Here is a 22,354-nt window from a genome sequence, read left to right as displayed (position 1 = left end):
CCTCCAGCTGGTCCCCAACTGGTCCCCAGAAATGATCAAGGGCCGGTTTCGGATTGCTCCGAAACCGGCCCTGATCTGCGACTGTCTCCAGTCGGGACGACAGGATTTGAACCTGCGACCCCTTGACCCCCAGTCAAGTGCGCTACCAAGCTGCGCCACGTCCCGATGCCCGTCTGACCTGGGGTTTCCCCCTGGCTGAACGCGCATGAGAACAATACCGCACTCGGGCGGGTGGTCACGAACGCCTTTACCGCTTGACCTCGACCAAGCTTGATGTTCAACGCTTGTGCCATGACGAACACGACCGCCGCACCGACGCGTGACGACCGCGACATGAACCGTCTGATGAGCCTGATGACCGGGGACGAGAAGCACAGCCCCGCAGCGACCTCCACCCTGGACGCCTTGTGGGTGCTGTACGACCGGGTGCTGCGGGTGGCACCCGGCACCGTCGACGCGCCCGGCCGCGACCGGTTCCTGCTGTCCAAGGGGCACGGTCCGATGGCGTACTACGCGGTCCTGGCCGCGCACGGTTTCTTCGGCGAGGAGCTGCTGCCGGGGTTCGGGGCGTACGACTCACCGCTCGGGCACCATCCGGATCGGATGCTGGTGCCGGGGGTCGAGATCGGCAGCGGGTCGCTGGGGCACGGGCTGCCGCTGGCCGTGGGGAGCGTGCTCGGGTTGCGGGCGCAGGGGCTCACCGATCCGCGGGTGTGGGTGCTGATCGGGGACGCCGAGCTGGACGAGGGCAGCAATCACGAGGCGCTGGCCTATGCGGGCCCGGCCGGGCTGGAACAGCTGCACACCGTGGTGATCGACAACGCGTCGTCCTCGTACGCCCGGCCCGGCGGGATCGCGGCCCGGTTCGAGGCGGCGGGCTGGTCGGTCGGCTCCGTCGACGGACGGGACCACGAGGCGCTGTACGCGGCCTTCACCGCGCCGCACCCCGGACAGCCGCGGGCCGTGGTCGCGCGCGTCGACCCGAAGGACTGAACGCATCACGCGAAGACCTGGGACCCGAGTACGCCGAGCCTGCACGACACGAGAGGGACACTTCACATGGACACGATGCGTGACCGCTTCATCGCCACCACGTCACAGTTGCTGGACGAGGACCCGCGCCTCGCCCTGGTCCTGGCCGAGATCAGCCGCGACGGCTTCGGCGGGGCGGCGCGGACCCATCCGGACCGGGTCATCAATGTGGGAATCAGGGAGCAGCTGCTGGTCGGCGCGGGCGCCGGGATGGCGCTGACCGGGCTGCGGCCGATCGTGCACACCTTCGCCAGCTTTCTGGTGGAGCGGCCGTTCGAGCAGGTCAAGCTGGACTTCGGCCACCAGGGAGTGGGCGGGGTGCTGGTGAGCGCCGGAGCTTCGTACGACTGGCCGGCCGGCGGGTTCACCCATATGTCGCCGGGCGATGTCGCGCTCCTGGACACCCTGGACGACTGGACCGTTCATGTGCCGGGCCACCCGGACGAGGCCGAGGTGCTGCTGCGGGAGGCCGCGGCCGGGGACGGCCGGGTCTACGTGCGCCTGTCGGTGCAGTCCAACGACCGGGCGCGGCCGGTCGGCGCGGGGAGCGGGTTCACCGCGGTGCGGGAGGGGACGGGCGGGGTGGTGATCGCCGTCGGACCGATGCTCGACAACGTGCTCGCCGCGACCGACGGGCTCGATGTGACGGTGCTGTACGCGACGACGGTGCGCCCGTTCGACGGGGACGGGCTGCGGCGGACGGTCGGTGTTCACGGGGTCGCCGATGTGGTGATCGTCGAGCCGTATCTGGCGGGCACGTCCACTGCTGCCGCCAATGACGCGCTCGCCGAGCTGCCGCACCGCGTGCTGGGCCTCGGAGTGGGGCGGGCCGAATTGCGCAAGTACGGGGAGATGGACGAGCACCTGGCCGCGCACGGCCTGGACGCGAGGGGGCTGCGGGAGCGGATCGGCGCCTTCCTCCGCCGCTGACCGGGCCGGAGCCGCCGGTCGGATGACCGGCGGCGTCCCGGTGCCGGTGTCGCCCTCCCCCGCCGGGCGGGCTCGATGCCGCCCGGCGAGGGGAGAACCGCTACGGGTGGACGAGCACCTGGGACAGCGCCACGCGTCCGGTGCCGGACGTCACGATCTTCACCGTGCGGGTGCGGCTGTCCAGGTCCAGGACCGTCGGGCGCAGCGCCTTCCCGCTGACGTGGACCGTTCCGTCGTCCGTGACCACGTCGAAGTCGGCGGTCGTGGCGGAGGAGTTGTTCCAGATCTCGATCTGGCGGACGCGCTGCTCGGCACCCAGGTCGACCTGCCACCAGGCGCCCGCCTCGGAGAGCGTGCGGGTGTCCGTGTTGGTGTCGCCGTCCAGGGCGAGCTCCGCGCCCGCCGTTCCCTCGGTGGAGGACTGGGTGGCCGTGCCGGTGCGGGCCAGGTCGGTGCGCAGTTGCTCGACCGGACCGCCGTGGGCGCCCGCCCGGCGTGCGACGGCGAGGGCCTCGGCCGGCAGCCGGTCCAGGCCGGTGAGGTTGTCCGTCATGACCGAGCCCGTGCCACCGAGGGCGGGCGCGGCAGTGTCGGTCCAGTTGCCCCGGGCGGTGTTCTGGATGCCGTAGTCCGCCCAGTTCGAGACCCACTTGTAGCCGATGCGGGTGATGACGTTCTTCTCGACGACGATGTGCGAGGACTGTTCGTCGAGGTAGATGCCGTTGCCGTCGCGCTCGGTGTTCCCGAAGGCGGAGCGGTTGATGTAGTTGCCGGAGACGACCGTGCCCGGCTGTGCGCCCTGGGTGTAGATCGCCCCGCCGTCGTGCTGCTCCTGGGTGACCTCCATGACGTGGGTGATCCGGTTGTTCATCACCTTGTTGTCACGCAGGACGGACTTCTGGGACTCGGGCTGGTTCCAGCCCCAGCCGACCGAGATCCCGGAGTACGGGAGGTGGTCCAGGCTGTTGTGGTCGACGATCAGCCCCGCCTCGTACCCGGCCCAGATGCCCACCGAGTCGGTGAACTCGACGCCGGAGCGGGTGATGGTGTTGTGCGCGACGGTGTTCCGCTCCCCCGCGAGCGCCGCCGACGGCATCGGCTCGGTGTCGCCCACGTAGACGGCGCCCGAGGAAAGGTCGGTGAAGGAGGAGCGGGTAACCGAGCTGTCCTTGGTGCCCGCTTCGAGGATCGCGCCCGCCCCGCCGAGCCGGCCGAACCGGGCGTTGTCGATGCTGACGCGCTGTCCGCCGCGGACGGTCACCGCGGCGGACGGCTTGGTGTAGAAGCGGCCCGCGTGGTCGACGGGGCCGGTGGCGCCGGTCAGGGTGAGACCGGCCTGCATGCCCGCGTAGCCCTCGTCGGTGCCGGGCTGGCGGTACGCCGCGTACGCGAAGCCGATCCCGCTGACGGTGACGTCGTGGGCGCCGTCGACGACGAGCAGCTGTTCGGTGTGCGGGGTGACGGCCCGCGCATGGCGCATGTTCTCGCCCTTGTGCGGCAGGTAGGTGACGGTGCGGTACTTCGAGTTCCAGACGAACTCGCCCGGCTGGTCGAGGAGTTCGGGGGCGTTCTCGAAGTGGGCGACGCCGCTGTAGCGGGTGGAGTCGACCGTGGTGGAGTCCCAGGCGGGTCCGGTGCGGTCGGTGCCGCTCGCCGAGTTGGTCCAGCAGGGCTGGGCGAAGGTCATGACATCGCCGTTCACGCCCGTGATCCGGCAGTGGTAGTTGCGCCAGCGGACCCGGATGACGGCTTCGGCGTCGGTGGGGCGCTGCCACTGGGCGATACCCGTGGCGACCGCGCCGGTCATCCCGGTCTTCGTGGCGTCGCAGGTGCTCGCCGCGCAGGCCTCGCCGCGGGCGCGGGTCGCGCGCCTGCCGTCGATGAAGAGCTGGCGGGGGTCGACGCCGGCCGGGACGTCGGCGGTCCAGGTGCCGTCGGTGTTCTGCCGCCAGCCGGTGATGTCCTGTCCGCCGGAGAGGACGGGGCGGGCGCCGGGGGCCGCGGCCCAGGTGACCGTGCGGCCGTTCTTCCCGGAGTCGGCGGGACCGAGCTTCAGGGGCTGGTCGAGCTTGTACGTGCCGTTCTTCAGGAGTACGCGCACGTCGCGGCCGCTCTCGGTGCGTGCCTGGTCGCGGGCGCCTTCCGGGGTGCAGGGGCGGGCGACCGTGCAGGAGGTGCCGTGTCCGTCCGGGGCCGCGTACAGGGTGCGGGTACCGGGGGCGGCCTGGGCGGCCGGGGCCGCCAGGAGCGCGGCCAGGACGGCGGCGGAGGCGGCAGCGGCGGTTCCTCGTACGACGTTCAGGGAGCGGCGGTTCACGCAGAGGCCTTCCAGTCGGGGTGGCCGGGCATGGGCGGGTTCACGGCTCCGAAGAGCCAGTCGCGCAGGAACGGGTCGAGGGACTTGTCGCCGGTGACGTCGACGGTGTGCCGGATGAACGCCTCGCTGGTGTACGTGGAGTCCTTGAAGCGCTTCACCCACTCGCGCATGACCCGGTCGAACTTCCGCTGACCGGTCCGGAGGCTGAGCGCGTACAGGACGAGGGCGCCGCCGTCGTAGATGTTGGTGCCGCCGAGCGCCTTGGGCAGTCCGGGCGGCCCGTCGGCGGCGCGGACCGCGTCGAGCTTCTCGTACGTCGCCTTCATCTTGTCCTCGAAGACCGACCAGCCGCGCTCCTCGCCGTACAGACCGGCGTAGTACACGGCGGGACCCTCGTTGAGCCAGGCCTGCTGCCAGTCGTTCGGGGTGACGGAGTCGCCGAACCACTGGTGGACGAGCTCGTGGACCATGGTGGTCTCGTAGCCGGGCTGCCCGTCGGCGTTGAGCTTGAACCAGTTGGTGGAGAACAGGGAGAGGGTCTGGTTCTCCAGGGCGTCGGTGTAGCCGTCGTAGATGTGGACGCCGTAGACGGAGAACGGGTAGCGGCCGAACTTCGCCTCCAGCCAGGCCAGATGGTCGGCGGTGCGCGCGACGATCGGGCCGTACTTGTCCTCCTGGCCCTGCGGGACGATGTGCCGCAGCGGCAGTCCGCGGTGGCTGGTGCCGTACAGATAGGTGCCCTTGACGACGGCGATGCCGATGAGTTCGGTCGCCATGCGCTCGCGCAGGGCGAAGTGCCAGACGGTGGAGCCGTCGGCGCGCGGGGTCCTGTGGAGCAGTTCGCCGTTGGCGGCGGCGACATAGCCCTGCGGGGCGCTGATGTGGAAGGTCCACGTCGCCTTGTCGGACGGGGTGTCGTTGCAGGGCAGGAAGGTGTCGGCGCGGGAGGACTGGGCGGCGGAGGCGAAGCCGCCGTCGGTGCCGAACTTCCAGCCGGTCAGGCCGAGTCGGGGGGTCTTGCCGTTGCCCCGGTAGCGGACCTCGGCGGTGAACGCCTGCCCCTTGTGGAGCGGGCGGGCGGGGGTGACGGTGAGCTCCTGGCCGCTCTTGCCGGGCGAGAGCGCCCAGGTGGCGGGGCGGCCGGCGACGGTAACGGCGTCGATGGTGTGGCCGTCGGTGTCCAGGTTGAACGCGGAGAGGTCCTGGGTGGCCTTGGCGTTGATCCGCACCGCGGCGGTGAAGTCGTACGTGACCGGGGTGAAGTCGAAGGTCAGGTCGTAGTGGACGACCTGGTAGCCGCCGTTCCCGAGGGTCGGGAAGAGCGGGTCGCCGACGCCGTCCGAGCCCGGCTTCGGGTCGAAGCCGTGCGACCGGGCGGAGGCGGGCGAGCCGAGGGCGGGTACGGCGACGGCCGCGGCCACCGCCGCGCCGCCGAGTTTCAGGGCCGAACGTCGGGTCGTCACTTCTTCCCCTCCTGGAAGGCGTTCTCGAACTCGCCTCGGGCCTGCTCGCCGCCCTTGGCCAGGTAGTCCTTGACGAGCTGGTCGTAGGCGGACATGGGCTTGCGACCGGAGATGATGTCCTTCAGCGCGTCGCCCTTGAGCGTGTTGAGGCTGCCGGAGCCCTTGGAGTCCCAGGTGGGCGAGGAGTACTGGAGCGTCGGGTCCGGCACCATCATGGGGATCATCTTGGTGAAGGCGTCATGGACGTGGCGGACGCCCTGCTCCGAGTCGGCGCTGAAGATCGCCGGGACGGCGGAGGCCATGAACTTCCACGGCACGGTGACATCCTGGGTGCCCTGCTTGGTGAGCGCCGGGTTGCCCTTGGCGTCCCGGGTGAAGTCCTTGCCCTCGACCCCGTAGTTGATGAGGGTGTACTCCTGGCTGCCGAACGGGGACGCGGCGAAGTCGGCGAGGGCCAGGATCTCCTTGACGCGGTCTCCGGACGCCTTCTTGATGTGGGTGTTCTGGAGCGAGATGTTGTCCATCCAGGCGACGGCGTCCTTGCCGACCGGCACGAGCGGGCGCGGGTCGTACTTCTTGTCGATCGCCTTCATCGAGGCGATGTAGCCGACGCCGGGCGCCAGGTAGGTGGGCATGCCGTCGTAGACGTAGGCGCCCTTGCCGTTCTTGAACATGTCCGTGTACTGGGCCTTCTGCGCCCCGGACATCTGGAGGGTGCCCGGGTAGTAACAGCCGGCCTTGTACAGAAGCCGCGCCGTCTCGACGGCCTTGCGGTACTCCGGGGTCTCCAGGTCGACGGTGAACTTGCCGGTCTTCTCGTCCAGCCGCCAGAAGTTGGGCGCGCCCGCGGACATGGCGAGCATGCTGGTGGCGCCCGCGATGATGGCGTACTGGTCCTGCTTGGGCCGGGTCAGCTCCTTGCAGACCTCGACGAACCGGTCGAGGTCGGTGATCTGGTCGAGGCTGGTGACGCCGACCTCCTCGAACAGGTCGTGGCGGTAGACGCCCGCGCCACCGGTGCCGGTCCGGGCGATCGGGATGCCGTAGAGCTTCCCGCCGAAGATGGCGGACTGCCAGGCGCCCTTCGGGATCGCGGCCAGGTTCGGGTAGTCCTTGACCTTGTCACCGGAGAGGTACGGGGTCAGGTCGGCGCACTTGGCCTGGAGGAAGGCGGCCTTGTTGTCCACGCCACCGCTCTCCGGGTACATGAAGAGGTCGGGCAGGCTGTCGCTGGCGACCATGGTGGAGAACTTGGTGCCGTAGTCGTCCGCGGGGACGGCGGTGATGTTCACCTGGCCGCCGAGGAGCTTCTCGATCTCCTGCCAGTCGGCGTTGCTGCCGCGTGCGGGCGGCGGCGGAGAGAAGGTCTCCATCGTCGCACTGATCGGCTTGGCCCCCTTGAGCGGGATGCTCTTCGTGGCGCGCAGCGGCTTGGCCGGGTAGCTGAAGAAGCCCTGCGGAACGCCCGCCGCGGTGCCCGCCAGGTCGGGCTTGAGGCCGATGTTGCGGACCGCGGTGTCCGGGAGCAGCGAGGCGCTCTTGGCCTCCGCCTTCGCGGTCGTGCCGCCGTCGCCGCAGGCGGCGAGCAGCGGGGCGGCGGCCAGTCCCAGACCGACGCCCGCACCCATGCGGAACAGTGCTCTGCGATTGATGGGGGTGGAGCTCGACACCTGAATCTCCTTGAGAGAAGGGAAGGAAGGAGTGGGGGGCGGTGGCTGCGCTCAGCCCTTGACGGCGCCCGTGAGCACGCCCTTGGTGAAGTAGCGCTGGAGGAACGGATAGACGCAGAGGATCGGTACGACGGCGATCACCAGGACCGCCATCTGTACGGCCTGCTGCGGGGCGAGCACCTCGCCGGCCGAGGCGGCGTTCAGGCTCTGGCCCTGGAGCACGTAGGTGCGCAGCACCATCGGCAGCGGCCACTTGTCGGAGTCGTTGAGGTACAGGAGCGAGTTGAAGAAGGCGTTCCAGTACGTCACCGCGTAGAAGAGGCTGATCACGGCGAGGACGGCCTTGGACAGCGGCAGGACGATCCGCACCAGGATGCGGAAGTCTCCGGCTCCGTCGACCTTCGCGGCGTCGTACAGCTCCTCGGGCAGGTTCATGAAGAAGGACCGCAGGACGACCAGGTTGAAGGCGCTGACCAGGGTGGGCATGACGAGCGCCGCGTAGGTGTCGTACAGGCCAAGACCCTTGACCAGCAGGAAGTTCGGGATGATGCCCGCGTTGAAGAGCATCGTGAACAGGGCCGTCATCAGGATGAAGCGGGAGCCCGTGACATCGCGGCGGGAGAGCCCGTACGCCATGCCGACGGTGACGAGGAGGCTGGCGAGGGTGCCAAAGACCGTGATGCCCAGGGAGACGATCAGCGCCCGGGTGACGACTCCGCCGGTGAAGATGGTGCGGTAGGCGTCCAGGGTGGGGTGGTCCGGCCACAGGACGAGGCCGGAGCTCTTGATGATGTCGGTCTGCGAGGCGAAGCTCGTGCCGATGACGCCGACCAGCGGGTAGGCGACGGCGAGGACGACCACGACGATGGCGATCGCCTTGGCGATCTGTCCGATGCGGGTCGGCCGCTCCATCCACGGGGGACGGCCGTCGGACTTCCGGGCGGGGGCGGGGCGGGGCGCCGGTGCGGTGGATTCCGTCGTGGCGCGCGTCTTCTCAGCGGTCAGCACCGCGGTACACCCCTTCGTGGCCGAGTCGGTGGGCGAACTTGTTCGCGCCCAGGACGAGTGCGGTGCCGATGACCGCCTTGACGAGTCCGACGGCGGCGGCGACGCCCCAGTCGTTGTCCTTGATGCCGTGGTAGTAGACGTAGGTGTCGAGGACTTCACCGGCGTCCGGGCCGACCGCGTCCCGCTGGAGCAGGATCTGCTCGAAGCCGACGGAGAGGATCTGCCCGAGGTTGAGGATCAGCAGCAGGATGAGTACGGGGGCGATGCCCGGCAGAGTCACGTGCCACAGGCGGCGTCGCGGCCCCGCACCGTCGATGGCGGCGGCCTCGTACTGCTGCTTGTCGATGTTCAGCAGCGCGGCGAGGATGATGATCGTGCCCCAGCCGGCGTCCTTCCAGGCGACCTGGAGGGTCAGCAGCCAGGGGAAGGCGTCGGGGTCGCTCATCATGTCGTAGCGCGGCAGCCCCAGGCCGCCGAGGACGTCGGGCAGGAGCCCGGCACCGCCCAGGATCTGCTGGAAGATCGAGACGATGATGACCCAGCCGATGAAGTGCGGCAGGTAGACGACGCTCTGCACGAAGCGCCTGATCCGGTCGCTGGCGATGCTGTTGAGCAGCAGGGCCAGGGCGATCGGGATCGGGAAGAAGAACACCAGCTGGACGAGGGCGATCTCCAGGGTGTTGAACGTCGCGGACCAGAAGGCCGGCTCGCCGAACGCCGCGGAGAAGTTGGCGAACCCCACCCAGACGCTGTGCATGTAGCCGAGGTACGGCTGGTAGTCCTGGAACGCCACGACGTAGCCGAGCAGCGGTACGTAGTGGAAGACGACGAAGTACAGCAGGCCGGGCAGGGTGAGCAGCAGCATCACCCGGTCCCGCTTGATCCGCTGCCAGAGGCTCAGCCGCTGCTGTGCGACAACGGCCCCGGCGGCTGGCGGGGAGGGTGTTTCAGCCATCCGTCGCCGCTTTTCCCGCGGCAACGGGGGTGCTGTTTCAGCCATGGTGCGTCCTGTTCGGCTGGGTGGCGCGTGGTGGGCCTTCTGGGGCCGCAAGTTAGTAAGCGGTTAACCCAAGCGTCAAGAGATCCAGGCAAAAGTCATTGAGCCGCGATGCTCCAGCGGCCGAATCCGACACATCGAACCAGTAAATATGCTGCTCAACTGGACAGTTGCAGCAGGTCGGAGCTTGACGGTCGGCCATCGCGCTCCTTAGCGTGCCGGTCATCCCATAGAACGCGATTACTGTCCGGAGGCAGGGTGCGAACCACCGAAGAGGCACCGGCACATTCCGGTAGCGATGCCGCGGCACCGTCCCCGCGACGGCCGCGCACGCTCCTGGTCATGAGCCCCGGACTGCTGGACGACGTCTTTCCGCCACCGGTACGGGCCCGTCTGGAGGAGACCGCCGACCTTCTCGACCCGTCCGTGATCAGCGAGTTCGACTCCCCGCTGGCCTCCGCGGCGCTGAGTGCCGCGGAGGTCCTGCTCACCGGCTGGGGCTGCCCGCCCGTCGACGCCGGGCTGCTGGACCGGGCGCCCGCGCTGCGTGCCGTGATCCACGCGGCCGGCACGGTGAAAACGTTTCTGTCCCCGGTTGCGTTCGATCGCGGGATCGTGGTCTCGTCGGCCGCCGCCGCCAACGCCGTACCGGTCGCCGAGTTCACCCTGGCGGCGATCATCATGGGCGCCAAGCGGGTGTTCCCACTGGCCGGGCTCTTCCGCACCCGACGCACCCACCGCACCGGCGCCGACCTCGACCGGCAGCACTGGCTCGGCACGCACGGGCTGACCATCGGTGTGGTCGGGGCCTCCCGGATCGGCCGCCGGGTCATCGAGCTTCTCCGGGTCCTCGACGCGGAGGTACTGCTCTACGACCCCTACGTCGGTGCGGCCGAGGCGGAACTGCTCGGCGTCACCCCGACCGATCTCGACACCCTGGTGGCGACCAGCGACGTGGTGACCGTCCACGCCCCCGACACACCGGAGACCCGCGGGATCATCGACGCCCGGCGGATCGGCCTGATGCGCCCCGGCACCCTGCTCGTCAACACCGCGCGCGGCCGCCTGGTGGACACCGAGGCACTGACCGAGCACCTGGTCAGCGGGCGGCTGGACGCGGTCCTCGACGTGACATCGCCCGAGCCGCTGCCGCACGGCCACCCCTTGTGGGACCTGCCGAACGTCTTCCTCACCCCGCACCTGGCGGGCGCTCAGGGCAACGAGGTGGGGCGGCTCGGGGCGCTCGCGGTCGGCGAGCTGGCGCGGTACGCGCATGGCACACCGTTCGACCACCCGGTGCACCGGGCCGACCTGGGGAGGATCGCGTGAGCCCCTGGCCGGCGCAGGCGCGTGCCGTGACCGGCGATGTCCGCCCGGAAGGAACGTCGTCCGGTGCGTGCGACCGCAAGGCGGCCGGAAGCCCTCGCACCGGAGCCACCAGGGCATTTGGCCGACGCCGCGAGCGCGCGTGATGACCGGCGCGACAGGGCGGAGCCTGCCGGGAGGGGCACTAGGCTCGGCGTCACACAACAGCCACCAGGGGGTGAGCCGGATGCGCCGGCAGAGCACAGCCGCGGACGGACAACGGCGGGCGACGGTCACCGACGTCGCGCGGCGCGCAGGTGTCTCGACGGCCACCGTCTCCCGCGTACTGAACCGCAACTACCCGGTCGCCGAGGCGACCCGGGAGCGGGTCGAGTCCGCGATGCGCGAGCTGGGCTATGTCGTCAACGCCCACGCCCGCGCTCTGGCCGGCGTCTCCAACCGCACCGTCGGGATCATCGTCAACGAGGTCATCGACCCGTTCTACGCGTACATCGCGCGCGGTGTGGAACGGGAGGCGGCACTGGGCGGACGACTCTGTCTGGTCTGCTGCACCCAGGGCGATCCGCAGCGGGAGCTGGCCTTCATCGATCTGATGCACGAGCGCCGGGCGGACGCGGTGGTCGTGGTCGGCGGCTCCATCGCGGACCGCGGCTACACCACCGAACTGGCCCGCAGGGCGCGCGAACTGGACGCGGGCGGATCGAAGCTGGTGCTGTGCGGCAGGTCGGCGCTGGGCGAGCAGGCCCCGACCGTCGCGGTCGAGTACGACAACGAGGGCGGCGCCTTCGCCATCACCGACCATCTGCTGATGCAGGGACACGAGCGGATCCTCTACCTCGGCGGCCCGCCCAAGCTCTCCACCACTCGCGACCGGCTGGCCGGGCACCAACGGGCCCTTGAGCTGCGCGGCATCACCCCGGACCCCGAGCTTGTCCAGTCCGGCGCCTTCAGCCGTAACTTCGGCTACCGGAGGATGGCCGAACTACTGCGGGACGGGCCGGACTTCACCGCGGTCTTCGCCGCCAACGACATGGTGGCGGCGGGCGCGGCGCAGGCCCTGGAGGAGGCCGGGATCCGGGTGCCGAAGGACGTTTCCCTGGTGGGGTACGACGACATCCCGGTGGCCCAGGAGCTGCGGCCGCGGCTGACCACGGTCCATATTCCGCTGGAGGAGATGGGGCGCCAGGCGGTACGACTGGCCGTCACCGGCGGGGACGAGGACGACTGGCGCGAGCCGACCACGGGGGCGCTGCGGCTCGGTACCCACATCGTGGTACGCGATTCCGTTGCGCCGAGGCCCGGCCGCTCCGCCGGGATGTGACCGGTTACTTCCCGCCTGTCCGTAGTTGGCCATAGAAAAAAGCAGTAACTTCTTGCCCCCTCTTGCCTCTGAATAGCAACCGCTTACATGCTGGCGCCGAGCAGCACCGTTCCGCACGCTTCCGCCCCTCACTCGTTTCCGCAGGGAGAGTTCCGCATGCGCATGCCCACAGACTCCGCCGGCTCCGCCACCGCTTCCTCCCCCGTCGGCCGACGTTCCGTTCTCGCCGCGGCCGCCGGAGCCGGAGCGGCCATCGCACTCGGCGCGGCCACCGGAACGGCTCGGGCCACCACGCCCGGCACCGATCCGGAGCGCCGGGCCGGCCGCCCGGTCAAGCTGACCGTGACCGCCCGGCCCGCCGCCGAGGCCGAGCGGCTGCGGCTCGGACAGGCCCTGCGCGGCTCGGAGTTCCAGCCCACCGGTCTGTACGTCCCGGCCGGCACCCCTCTCTCCCTCACGGTCCAGCCCTACGACGATCTGCTGCCCACCCTCTGGATCGGCGCCTGGGACTACTACGGTGAGATCACCGAGCCCCGCAGCTATCCGCTGACCGCGGGGGCCAACACGGTCACGGACCCGCACGGCGGCCCGGTCTACCTCACCCTGACGGGCCGCGGCGAGCGGGCCGGTGTGCTGATCCGCTCCGGTGCCGTGCCCATGCCGGTCTTCACCCTGGGCCGCACCTCGGAGGCCGACTACCAGCGGCAGCTGGACACGCACACCGCATCGCCGTACGTCGAACTGCACGCGCCGCACACGATCATGACGCTCACTCGCGAGGGTGCGCTGCTGTACCGCGGCGAGGACCATGCCGCGCTGCTCGGGCTGGTCGAGACGATCACCGACTCCCATGCCCGGATCAGCGGTCTGGACGGTTCGAAGCCGGTGCACCGGCGCAAGGCCGGTCCGTACCACTTCACCGAGGTCAGCAAGGTGCCCAGCGGGGTCGGCGCCTACGCCACCCACGGCTACAACGGCTTCCCGCGCGCCTATCTCGACCGGGCCACGACCGTGGAGGGACTGCGTACCCGGGGCTGGGGGCTCTACCACGAACTCGGCCATCTCCACCAGCAGTTCGCCTACAAGCCCGGTGGCCTGACCGAGGTCACGGTCAACATCTACTCGCTGGCCGCGCAGCGCACCCTGAAGCAGCCGTCCAACCTCCTGACCGTCGACCCGAAGACGGGTCTCACGTACTTCCAGTCGGCACAGCAGAAGTTCGGCACGGCCGGGCTGACGTACGAGAAGTCCTTCGGCGCGTACGAGAAGCTCGTCCCGCTGCGCCAGCTGGAGCTGGCGTTCGGCGACGACTTCTGGCCCCGGATGCACAAGCTGGTCCGCGAGGAGAACCCGCAGTCCGAGTACACGGAGACCGACAAGCGCTACCGGGCCCTCGCCACCTTCTCCAGCCGTGTCGCGGGCTACGACCTGACGGACTTCTTCGTGAACACCTGGGCGTTCCCGATCGACGCCACGGGCAGGGCCGAGCTGGCCGCGCTGAATCTGCCGAAGCCGTCCGTCGACCCGGCCACGCTGGCCGACTGACCACGGCGACAAGGGAGTTCACCGTGAACCTCAGCAGACGAACCCTCCTCGCGGCGAGCAGCGCCACCGCCGTCACGGCCGCGACCGCGCTCATGACCTCGGCCGGCGCTGCGCACGCCTCCCCCGTCGCGGAGACCACCGCCGGGGCCGCGGCCACCGCCGACTTCGACACCTTGCTCCAGCGGGCCGAATCCCTGCTCACCGGCGGCGGGTTCGACCCGGCCGACACCGACTTCACGGCGGCGGTCGCGGCCCTGGACACCGCGGCCAAGGGCCTGTGGGACACCCTCGACCGCGGCGCCGGCCGCACCGCGCTCTGGCCGGACCTCGCCCCGCTCACCGACCCGGGCAACTTCGGCCAGAGCTACACCCGGCTGCGTACCGTCGCCACCGCCTGGGCCACCGAGGGCACCTCCCTCGCCGGATCCACACAGGTGGCGGATGCCCTCGTCGCGGCGCTGCGCTTCACCCACGACACCGCGTACAACCCGGCCGAGCGCGAGAGCGGCAACTGGTGGTTCTGGGAGATCGGCGCCCCGCGTGCGCTGATGGACTGCTCCGTCATCCTGCGCGACCGGCTGCCCGCAGCCGATCTGACGGACTATCTGACGGTCGTCGACCGGTTCTGCCCGGACGCGGACCGTCGCACCAACTCCCCGACGCTCTCCGAGACCGGGGCGAACCGCACCGACAAGGCCGTCATCGTGGCGCTGCGCGGGCTGCTGGGACGGGACGCGGCCAAGCTCGTATCGGCCCGCGACGCGCTGTCCGACGTACGGGACGCGGGGCGCAACAGCCTGTTCCGGTACACGAGTTCCGGTGACGGCTTCTACGAGGACGGCTCGTTCGTCCAGCACGACGTGGTGGCCTACACCGGGTCGTACGGCATCGTGCTGCTGGGCGGCACGGCCTATCTGCTGGCCCTGCTGGCGGGCTCGGAGTGGGCGGTGGCCGACCCGAAGGTGTCGGTGATGTACGACGCCGTCGAGCGGACCTTCGCCCCGGTGATCTTCGACGGACTGATGATGGACTCGGTGCGCGGCCGGGCGGTCTCCCGGGAGCGCGCCGGTGACCACCGCGACGGCGCGACGGCCCTCGCGGCGATCCTGCTCCTGGCCTCCGGCGCACCCGCCGAGTACGCGGGTCGCTGGCGCGCCCTGGTCAAGGGCTGGCTGACCCGCAATCGCGCCACCCCCTTCGAGGCCCTCGCGACACTGCCCCAACTCGCCCTGGCCAAGGCCCTACTGAACGACAGGAGCGTGCCGGCCGGACCGCGCACCACGGGCAGCCATGTCTTCGCCGACATGGACCGCGTCGTGCACCGCCGCCCGGGCTGGGCCTGCGCGCTGTCCCTGTCGTCGAAGCGGATCTCGGCGTACGAGGCGGGCAACGGCGAGAATCTGCACGGCTGGTACACCGGCGACGGCATGACGTATCTGTACGACGGCGACGACCTGGGGCAGTTCAACGACGGCTTCTGGCCGACCGTCGATCCGTACCGGCTCCCCGGCACCACGGTCGACACCCGGCAGCGGACCGATCTCGGCACGAGCGCCGGTACGTCCACCTACCGTCCGTCCAACGCCGTCGCGGGCGGTGCCGTGCTGGACGGCCGGTACGGGGCCGCCGCGATGGAGGTGATCGGCGCCCAGGGCACCACCCTGCGGACCAGGAAGTCGTGGTTCCTGCTGGACAACGCGGTGATCGCACTCGGCGCGGGCATCACGGCGAGCGACGGCCGGCCGGTCGAGACGATCGTCGAGAACCGCAACCTGGGCGCGGACGGGCGTCACCGGCTGCTAGTCGACGGCGTCCGCCAGCCCGCCGAGCAGGGCTGGAGCGGCGAGTTCGGCCAGGCCCGATGGGCCCATGTCGACACGGTGGGCGGCTATGTGTTCCCCGGGGGAACCGCCCTGCACGCCCTGCGTGAGCAGCGCACCGGCACCTGGCGGGCCATCGACACCGGGGCCGACACGGGCGGCAGCACCGACCCGGTCACCCGCCGCTACCTGACGCTCTGGACGGACCACGGCCCCTCCCCCACCGACGCCCACTACGCCTATGTGCTGCTGCCCGGCGCATCGGCCGCGGCGACGGCGGTCTGGTCGCGGTCCCGGCCGGTCCGGATCGTCGCCAACGACACCACCGCGCAGGCGGTGGAGGCACGCCGGGCAGGGCTGACGGCGGTGAATTTCTGGCGCGCCGGAACGGCGGCCGGGATAACCGCGTCGGGCCCGGCGTCGGTACTCGTGCAGCGCCACGGCGCGCAGGTCCGCGTCGCGGTCGCCGACCCGGGACGGACGCTCACCACGCTCTCGGTCGAGCTGCCGTTCCCCGTACGGTCGGTGGTGAGCGCCGATGACTCGGTGAGCATCGTCCCGGGCCGCAGGCCCGTACTCACCGTCGCCGTCGGCGGCGCACGCGGCCACACCCACCGAGCCGAACTCAACCGGTAATCCACCCCGCATCACCCCGAGGAGCAGCACCACCATGTCCGTCGCACCGCATCTGCAACTGCCGCCGCCCGACCGGCTCCTGTCGTCACGAACCGGCTGGACCCGGGCCCACTGGGAGGCGACGGCCGACCGGATGCTGGATGCGCTGGTGCCGTACGCGACACCCGGCTTCGCCCAGTACCGGCTGCCCGGCCGCGGCAGCTGGTCGGGGGTCGTCTCGGACGGTCTCGAAGGGTTCGCCCGGTCGTTCCTGCTCGCCGCCTGCCGGATCGCGGGCGCGGGCGGGGCGGTCGACCCCGCCCTGATCGAGCGGTACACGGCTGGGCTGGCCGCGGGCACGGACCCCGGCAGCGGGGAGGCGTGGCCGAAGCTGACGGACTGCTCGCAGCAGATGGTGGAGGCGGCGTCGGTCGCGGTGGCGCTGCACGAGACCCGGCCGTGGATCTGGGACCGGCTGGACGCGCGGGTGCAGCAGCGGGTCGTCGACTGGTTCTCCGGGTTCGTCGGCGGGCGCACCTGGGACAACAACTGGCGGCTCTTCCAGGTGGTGTCCGAGCAGTTCCTCGCCTCGGTCGGGGCGCCGTACAGCCGCTCGGACATCGAATCGAACCTGGACAGGATCGAGGACTGGTACGTCGGTGACGGCTGGTACACCGACGGGGACGGCCGGAACTTCGACTACTACATCGGCTGGGCCATGCATCTGTACCCGCTGCTGTGGTCGCGGATCGCGGGCGACGACGACGGGGGCAGGACCGAGGTCTACCGGCAGCGGCTCAGCCGGTTCCTGGAGGACTATCCGCACTTCTTCGGCTCCGACGGCGCGCCGGTCCACCAGGGCCGTTCACTGACGTACCGGTTCGCCGCCCTGGCACCGGTGTGGATGGGGGCGCTGGCCGACTGCACCCCGCTGGCGCCGGGGCTCACCCGCCGGCTCGCCTCGGGCACGATGCGGCACTTCGCGGAGCGCGGTGTGCCGGACGAGCGGGGGCTGCTGACGCTCGGCTGGTACGACACGTTCCTGCCGAGCACCCAGCCGTACTCCGGTCCCGCCTCGCCGTACTGGGCGAGCAAGGGCTTCCTCGGGCTGCTGCTGCCGGCCGACCACGCCGTGTGGACGGCGCGCGAACTGCCGCTGCCCATCGAGGAGTCCGACCGGTACACCGCGCTGCCCGCCCCCGGCTGGCTGCTGCACGGCACCCGCGACGACGGCATCGTCCGACTGGTCAATCACGGCAGCGACCACAATCCGCCGTTCGACGAGTCGGCCGACCCGTCCGAGGGCACGGACGATCCGCACTACGCCAGGTTCGCCTACTCGACGGCGACGGCGCCCGAGGCCGCCCCGCACGCCGTGGCACGCTCCATCGACGGTCATCTGGCACTCGTGGCGCCCGACGGCACCCCGTCGGTGCGCCGCCGGATCCATCCGCTGCGCTGCGAGGACCGCGTCGCGGCCTCCTGGTACGCGGCCAGGCTGCCCGGTGACGATCATCCGTACCGGATCGAGACGACGAGTGTGCTGCACGGTCCGTGGGAGATTCGGGTGCACCGGGTCGAGGCGCCGGAAGGCGTGGTGGTGCGGGAAGGCGGTCACGCGGTCTCCCATGCGGAGAGGCCGTTCGCCCTGTCGGGTCCCGACTGGGCACTCGCCCGTACGGCCGACGGTCTGAGCAGCGCCCTGATCGCGCTGCACGGCTGGGACGGCGGTACGGAAGGGGCCGCTGTGGCACGTGATGTCCAGTCCAATGCGTACGGGCCGCATTCGGCGATCCCGTATCTCCGCAGCGGGCCGCACCCGGGCGGGCGGAGCGTCCATGTCTCGCTGGTCGCCCTCTCCCGGGACGCCGTGCACCCGGAGGCGCTGCGCGACGCGGTGCGGGTGCGAGCGGGGGCGGACTCGGTGGTGCTGACCTTCCTGGACGGTACGACCGTCGAGGTCTGATCGCGGTCGTGGGCCGGGGCGCCGGCCGGGCGGTGGACGGCGGGCGGCCGGTCAGATGCCGATGCTGTTCCCCTCCCGTTGATCGATGTGCCCGACGAGTTCCAGGGCCAGGGACTTGATCGTGTCGAGCCCCGCCCTGCCCCACGAGCGGGGCACGGTGTCGACCGCGCAGACGGCGCCCAGGGCGACGCCCGTGCGGTCGATGAGGGGCGCGCCGAGATAGGAACGGATGCCTATTTCGTCGACCACAGGATTGCCTGCGAACCGGGGGTAGTCGCAGACGTCCTCCAGGACGAGCGCCTTGCGCCGGACGACGACATGCGGGCAGTAGCCGCGGTCGAGCGCGACGTAACGGCCGCTGCGGCTGCTGCCCGCGGCCGTGGCGCCCAGGTCGGAGCCCTTGTGCGTGCCGGCCGGGGTGTGCAGCCCGGCGAAGAACTGCCGGTTGCCGTCGATGAAGTTGACCATCGAGAAGGGCACTTCGGTCACCTCGGCCACCCGGTCGGCGAAGGCGTCGAAGTTGTCGAACGACGCGTCGGCGCGTTCCCCGAGCCCGAGCGTCCTCAGCCGCTGGGTACGGAAGACGGCATCGCGGTCGACGGGCGTGAGCAGCATGCGGCCAGTGGCGTTTCGGGTCACGGGTGGGCTCCGAAGCCGATCAGCGGGGCCGGGGTCGAGGTGGCGTTGATCAGGTGCTGGACCAGCGTGACCAGCGCCCCGGTGCCCGAGCTGGCGATCCGGGCGTCGCCGAGCACCACCGGTACGTCCGGCCCCAGGTCGAGTGCGGCGCGGATCTCCTCGGGTGCGTAGCGGTAGGCGCCGTCGAACTCGTTCACCGCGACGATGAATCCGATGCCGCGCCGCTCGAAGAAGTCGACGGCGGCGAAGCACTCGGCGAGCCGACGGGTGTCCGCGATCACGACCGCTCCCAGCGCTCCCTGGGAAAGTTCGTCCCACATGAACCAGAAGCGTTCCTGGCCCGGGGTTCCGAACAGATAGAGAACGTGCTGCTCGTCGAGGGAGATGCGGCCGAAGTCCATCGCCACGGTGGTGGAGGTCTTGGACTCGATCCCGTCGAGGCTGTCCGTCGCGGCGCTGACCTGGGTCAGCAGCTCTTCCGTGCTCAGCGGTGCGATTTCGCTGACCGCGCCGACGAATGTCGTCTTGCCGACGCCGAACCCGCCTGCCACCAGCACCTTGAGCGCGACGGGAAAGCCTTCCGAGCCCTCGGTGCCTGCGGCTCCGGAGGCATCCAGGGTGCCGCCGGGGCCGCCGTGGCCCGGCCCGGCTTCGTGGCCCGGAGCATCCCCGTAGCCCTGCGCGTCCCCGTAGCTCCGGCTGTCCCCGTAGTTCTGCGCGGGTCCGTAATCCAGCGCGTCACCGTAGTTCTCCGCAGCTCCGTAATCCAGCGCGTCACCGTGGTTCCCCGGGTGTCCGTAGCTCTCCGGGCTCCCGTAGCTCTCGGAACGGCCATGGCTTCCGTGGCTTCCGAAACCTTCGGAGCTTGCGTTGTTCTCGTACGCGGCGGAGCTGCCGAAGCCGTCAGAGCTGTCGTCGTAAGCCATCGAGCACTGCCTCCAGCAGAGATCGGTCGGTGGGCATGTCATGGAAGGCGGGCGGATGCGCGGTCACGGCCCCGCAGTCGACCAGGTCGGAGACGAGCACCTTGGTGACGACTGCGGGCAACCTCAGATGGGCGGCGATCTCGGCCACCGAGGTGGGACCGCCGCACAGCCCCAGCGCGACGGAGTGCTCGGGACCGAGATGCATCTGCGGCTCGGTCCCCGTGGCCATGACCAGGGAGAGCAGATCGAGCACGGTCGTAGGACGGGTACGACCGTTGCTCACGGTGTACGGGCGGATGAGCCGGCCGGCCGCGTCGTCGAGCAGCGGCCCGTCCTGCGGGACCGACACCCTCACAGCCCCGTGGCGCCGGGGGTCCCGGCCGCTTGTCTCACAGGCGTCATCAGGTAGGGCCGGACGCTCTTGACCAGCATGGTCATCTCGTAGCCGAGCACCGCCGCATCCGCCTCGCGTCCGGCGAGCACGGCGAGGCAGGTGCCGGACCCGGCGGTGGAGACGAACAGCAGGGTCGAGTCGAGCTCGACCACCACCTGCCGTACGTCACCGCTGTCGCCGAAGCGCGCGCCCGCGCTGCGGCCGAGCGAGTACAGGCCGGCTGCCAGCGCCGCCATGTGGTCGGCGCTGTCGGCGTCCATGCCATGAAGGGATTTCACCAGCCCGTCGGCGGAGAGGAGGACCGCGCTGCGTGTGTACGGGACACGCTGGACCAGTCCGCTCAGCAGCCAGTCGAGGTCCGAGACCTGACCGGAGGGCATATCGGTCGCCATGGTGCATCTACTCCTTGGAGGTGTTCGTTTCGAGGGGGTCGTCGGCCGGGGCCGCGTCCGGATCCGGGACCGGGCCCGAGGGGTACGGGGCGACGGTCGCGGTGAGCCCGCGTACCGGCAGCGGTTCGAGCGGGGCCCGGGGCTGCCAGGACTGCGGGGCCGCCGCCGCTTCGAGGCCCGTGTCCGGTTCCGGGGCGGTGTCGGCCTCGGATTCGCTGCGGGCCTCGGCGAGTTCGATGCCTCGTCGGAAGGCCGCCATGAGTCCCGGGTCGTGCAGGGCCTGTTCGTCCTCGATGCGCGGGGCCGGTGCCTCCCTGAGCTGCGGGACCAGGTGCTCCTGATGGGCGCGCCTGGGCAGTTGGGGCCGGCCCATGGTGCCGCGTACGACTCCGGGCTCGGAGTGGAGTGCGTCGGGGACGTCGTCCGTGGGCCGGATTCCGGGGCGGGCCTCGGCCGGGGTGGGGCGGTCGAGTCGCTCGGCCCGCAACGGCAGCGGCGGAGCCTCGCCCTGGCCTTGTGCCTGCTGGGGCGGTTGATGCAGGCGCAGCGGTTGGCTGGGGACGTACGGCTGACGGCCGGTGCTCGTCTGCGGAGCCGGTGAGGCGCTCGGACCGGGGTTCAGGCTCGGGTTCGGGCCGGGATTCGGCTTGTGGTGGCCGCCCCTCCCGTCCTCGGCCGGTGGACGGTGTACGGGACCCGGGGGCGGGACCGGGGCCGCGCCTTCCGCGGCCGGGGCGTCCCCGTCCACGCCCAGCAGGGACTGCGGGAGGACGAGTACGGCCTGCGTGCCTCCGTAGATGTTGCTCTGCAGCCGGACCGCGATGCCGTGCCGCCGGGCCAGTGACGCGACGACGAACAGCCCGATCCGGCCGTCCTGGAGCAGACGGGCCACGTTGACCTGGTCGGGGTCGGCGAGCAGGGCGTTCATCCGCTTCTGCTCGTTGCCCGGCATGCCGAGTCCCCGGTCCTCCACCTCCAGGGCCAGTCCGGCGGTGACCTGCTGGGCGCGCAGCAGCACTTGGGTGTGCGGGGCGGAGAACACGGTCGCGTTCTCCACCAGTTCGGCCAGCAGATGGATCACGTCCGCCACGGCGTGGCCGCGCAGGGTGCCGTCGATCGGCGGCACGAGCTTGACCCGTGGGTACTGCTCGACCTCGGCGATGGCCGAGCGCAGGACCTCGGTCATGGTGACCGGGTTGCTCCACTGCCGCCGGGACACGGCGCCACCGAGGACGGCGAGGTTCTCGGCGTGCCTGCGGATGCGGGTGGCGAGATGGTCGACGTGGAAGAGGCCCTTGAGCAGATCGGGGTCCTCGACCTCGTGCTCCAGCTCGTCGAGCAGCTGGATCTCGCGGTGCACGAGCGACTGGAGCCGGCGGGCGAGATTGACGAAGACCTCGACCTTCTGGTCCTCGCCGGAGTGGTCGGAGAGCCGGGACGCCTGGACGACCGCGGCCACGGCGACCTCCTGCTGGCGGCCGAGTTCCTGGGCGAGCAGCTCGAAGGCGTCGCTGCCCGGAGCGGCGGGCTCGGTGGGCCTGCGTGCGGGCACCGGTTCGCCGTTGCGGAGCTGTTCCACCACCCGTTGCAGTTCGGCCTGGCCCTGGGCGCTGGCGCGGCGGAGCGCCAGACAGCGGCCGAAGACGGTGGTGGCGACGCGGTTGGCGGCGAGGTACGCGGCCAGCACCGCGGCGAGCGCCAGCGCACCGGCCGCGCCCAGCGCGATCCAGAGTTCGGTGGAGGGCCGGGCTCCGGTGGAGCGGGCGGTGAAGATGACCGCTGCGGCTCCGCTCAGTACCGCTACGACGGTCGGCAGCACCGCGGTGCGCAGGAGTTGGGGGCGTATACGCGCCTCGGGGGACGGCTGGGCGGCGCGCGGCCTGCCCGTGGCCGAGTGGGAACGGGCACCCGGTCGGCCGTGCCGTCCGCCCTCTCGGCGTTCCGGTCGCGCTTCGGGTGCGCGAAGTTGAGACATCAGTGTCCTCGGTACGTG

General features: G+C 70.9%; 17 protein-coding genes and 1 tRNA gene. 7 read left to right on the top strand and 11 right to left on the bottom strand.

Features of this window, described 5'->3' with window-relative positions; translation table 11 throughout:
* Positions 1–91: 91 nt before the first annotated feature.
* Positions 92–165 (bottom strand) — tRNA-Pro (locus ACFVX4_RS30715).
* A gap of 126 nt (positions 166–291) precedes the next feature.
* On the opposite strand from ACFVX4_RS30715, the gene ACFVX4_RS30710 reads away from it, so the two are divergent.
* Positions 292–993 (top strand): transketolase, encoded by a 702-nt coding sequence (locus ACFVX4_RS30710; RefSeq protein WP_389983329.1) that lies wholly within the window; start codon positions 292–294, stop codon positions 991–993.
* Between the two features lie 66 nt (positions 994–1,059).
* The gene (locus ACFVX4_RS30705) at positions 1,060–1,962 is read left to right on the top strand and encodes a transketolase family protein (RefSeq protein WP_389983327.1); all 903 of its coding nucleotides are present in this window, start codon (positions 1,060–1,062) and stop codon (positions 1,960–1,962) included.
* Between the two features lie 100 nt (positions 1,963–2,062).
* Here the strand turns inward: ACFVX4_RS30705 and ACFVX4_RS30700 are convergent, their stop codons facing one another.
* The 5 genes from ACFVX4_RS30700 to ACFVX4_RS30680 form a co-directional block, all read right to left on the bottom strand.
* Entirely contained in the window at positions 2,063–4,279 is a 2,217-nt protein-coding gene (locus tag ACFVX4_RS30700; RefSeq protein WP_389983324.1) for a right-handed parallel beta-helix repeat-containing protein, read from the bottom strand.
* On the bottom strand, positions 4,276–5,742 hold the full coding sequence (locus ACFVX4_RS30695) for a M1 family metallopeptidase (RefSeq protein WP_389983321.1): 1,467 nt from the start codon (positions 5,740–5,742) through the stop codon (positions 4,276–4,278). The genes ACFVX4_RS30700 and ACFVX4_RS30695 overlap by 4 nt, the downstream gene beginning before the upstream one ends.
* On the bottom strand, positions 5,739–7,412 hold the full coding sequence (locus tag ACFVX4_RS30690) for an extracellular solute-binding protein (RefSeq protein WP_389983318.1): 1,674 nt from the start codon (positions 7,410–7,412) through the stop codon (positions 5,739–5,741). The genes ACFVX4_RS30695 and ACFVX4_RS30690 overlap by 4 nt, the downstream gene beginning before the upstream one ends.
* 51 nt (positions 7,413–7,463) lie before the next feature.
* Positions 7,464–8,324, bottom strand: a complete 861-nt coding sequence (locus ACFVX4_RS30685) for a carbohydrate ABC transporter permease (RefSeq protein WP_266431402.1) — start codon at positions 8,322–8,324, stop codon at positions 7,464–7,466.
* 82 nt (positions 8,325–8,406) lie between these two features.
* A complete protein-coding gene (locus ACFVX4_RS30680) occupies positions 8,407–9,420 on the bottom strand; it encodes an ABC transporter permease (protein ID WP_385338127.1) in 1,014 nt (337 codons plus the stop codon).
* A gap of 339 nt (positions 9,421–9,759) precedes the next feature.
* On the opposite strand from ACFVX4_RS30680, the gene ACFVX4_RS30675 reads away from it, so the two are divergent.
* The 5 genes from ACFVX4_RS30675 (at position 9,760) to ACFVX4_RS30655 (ending at position 18,010) form a co-directional block, all read left to right on the top strand.
* Positions 9,760–10,746, top strand: a complete 987-nt coding sequence (locus tag ACFVX4_RS30675) for a hydroxyacid dehydrogenase (RefSeq protein ID WP_389983314.1) — start codon at positions 9,760–9,762, stop codon at positions 10,744–10,746.
* A gap of 223 nt (positions 10,747–10,969) precedes the next feature.
* The gene (locus ACFVX4_RS30670; RefSeq protein ID WP_389983311.1) at positions 10,970–12,064 is read left to right on the top strand and encodes a LacI family DNA-binding transcriptional regulator; all 1,095 of its coding nucleotides are present in this window, start codon (positions 10,970–10,972) and stop codon (positions 12,062–12,064) included.
* A 156-nt stretch (positions 12,065–12,220) separates the two neighbouring features.
* The gene (locus tag ACFVX4_RS30665) at positions 12,221–13,609 is read left to right on the top strand and encodes a M60 family metallopeptidase (protein ID WP_389983308.1); all 1,389 of its coding nucleotides are present in this window, start codon (positions 12,221–12,223) and stop codon (positions 13,607–13,609) included.
* 92 nt (positions 13,610–13,701) lie between these two features.
* Positions 13,702–16,065: a polysaccharide lyase 8 family protein gene (locus tag ACFVX4_RS30660; RefSeq protein WP_389983384.1), complete on the top strand. Its 2,364-nt coding sequence runs from the start codon at positions 13,702–13,704 to the stop codon at positions 16,063–16,065.
* Positions 16,066–16,099: 34 nt separating this feature from the next.
* Entirely contained in the window at positions 16,100–18,010 is a 1,911-nt protein-coding gene (locus ACFVX4_RS30655) for a DUF2264 domain-containing protein (protein ID WP_389983305.1), read from the top strand.
* Positions 18,011–18,061: 51 nt separating this feature from the next.
* Here ACFVX4_RS30655 and ACFVX4_RS30650 read toward each other — a convergent pair whose 3' ends face one another.
* The 5 genes from ACFVX4_RS30650 to ACFVX4_RS30630 form a co-directional block, all read right to left on the bottom strand.
* Positions 18,062–18,649 carry a GAF domain-containing protein gene (locus ACFVX4_RS30650; protein WP_389983303.1) on the bottom strand — a complete coding sequence of 196 codons (588 nt, stop codon included), beginning with the start codon at positions 18,647–18,649 and terminating at the stop codon, positions 18,062–18,064.
* Positions 18,646–19,266 (bottom strand): ATP/GTP-binding protein, encoded by a 621-nt coding sequence (locus ACFVX4_RS30645; protein ID WP_389983381.1) that lies wholly within the window; start codon positions 19,264–19,266, stop codon positions 18,646–18,648. Before ACFVX4_RS30645 ends, ACFVX4_RS30650 begins: the two co-directional genes overlap by 4 nt.
* A gap of 286 nt (positions 19,267–19,552) precedes the next feature.
* Positions 19,553–19,924: a DUF742 domain-containing protein gene (locus ACFVX4_RS30640; protein WP_266429834.1), complete on the bottom strand. Its 372-nt coding sequence runs from the start codon at positions 19,922–19,924 to the stop codon at positions 19,553–19,555.
* A gap of 2 nt (positions 19,925–19,926) precedes the next feature.
* Positions 19,927–20,361, bottom strand: a complete 435-nt coding sequence (locus ACFVX4_RS30635; RefSeq protein ID WP_389983300.1) for a roadblock/LC7 domain-containing protein — start codon at positions 20,359–20,361, stop codon at positions 19,927–19,929.
* Positions 20,362–20,368: 7 nt separating this feature from the next.
* The gene (locus tag ACFVX4_RS30630; RefSeq protein ID WP_389983297.1) at positions 20,369–22,336 is read right to left on the bottom strand and encodes a sensor histidine kinase; all 1,968 of its coding nucleotides are present in this window, start codon (positions 22,334–22,336) and stop codon (positions 20,369–20,371) included.
* Positions 22,337–22,354: the final 18 nt, after the last annotated feature.

The organism is Streptomyces sp. NPDC058240 (assembly GCF_042882135.1).
Taxonomy (GTDB): domain Bacteria; phylum Actinomycetota; class Actinomycetes; order Streptomycetales; family Streptomycetaceae; genus Streptomyces.
The sequence above is the reverse complement of the archived record's forward strand: the minus strand, read 5'-3'. Positions and strand labels throughout refer to the sequence as shown.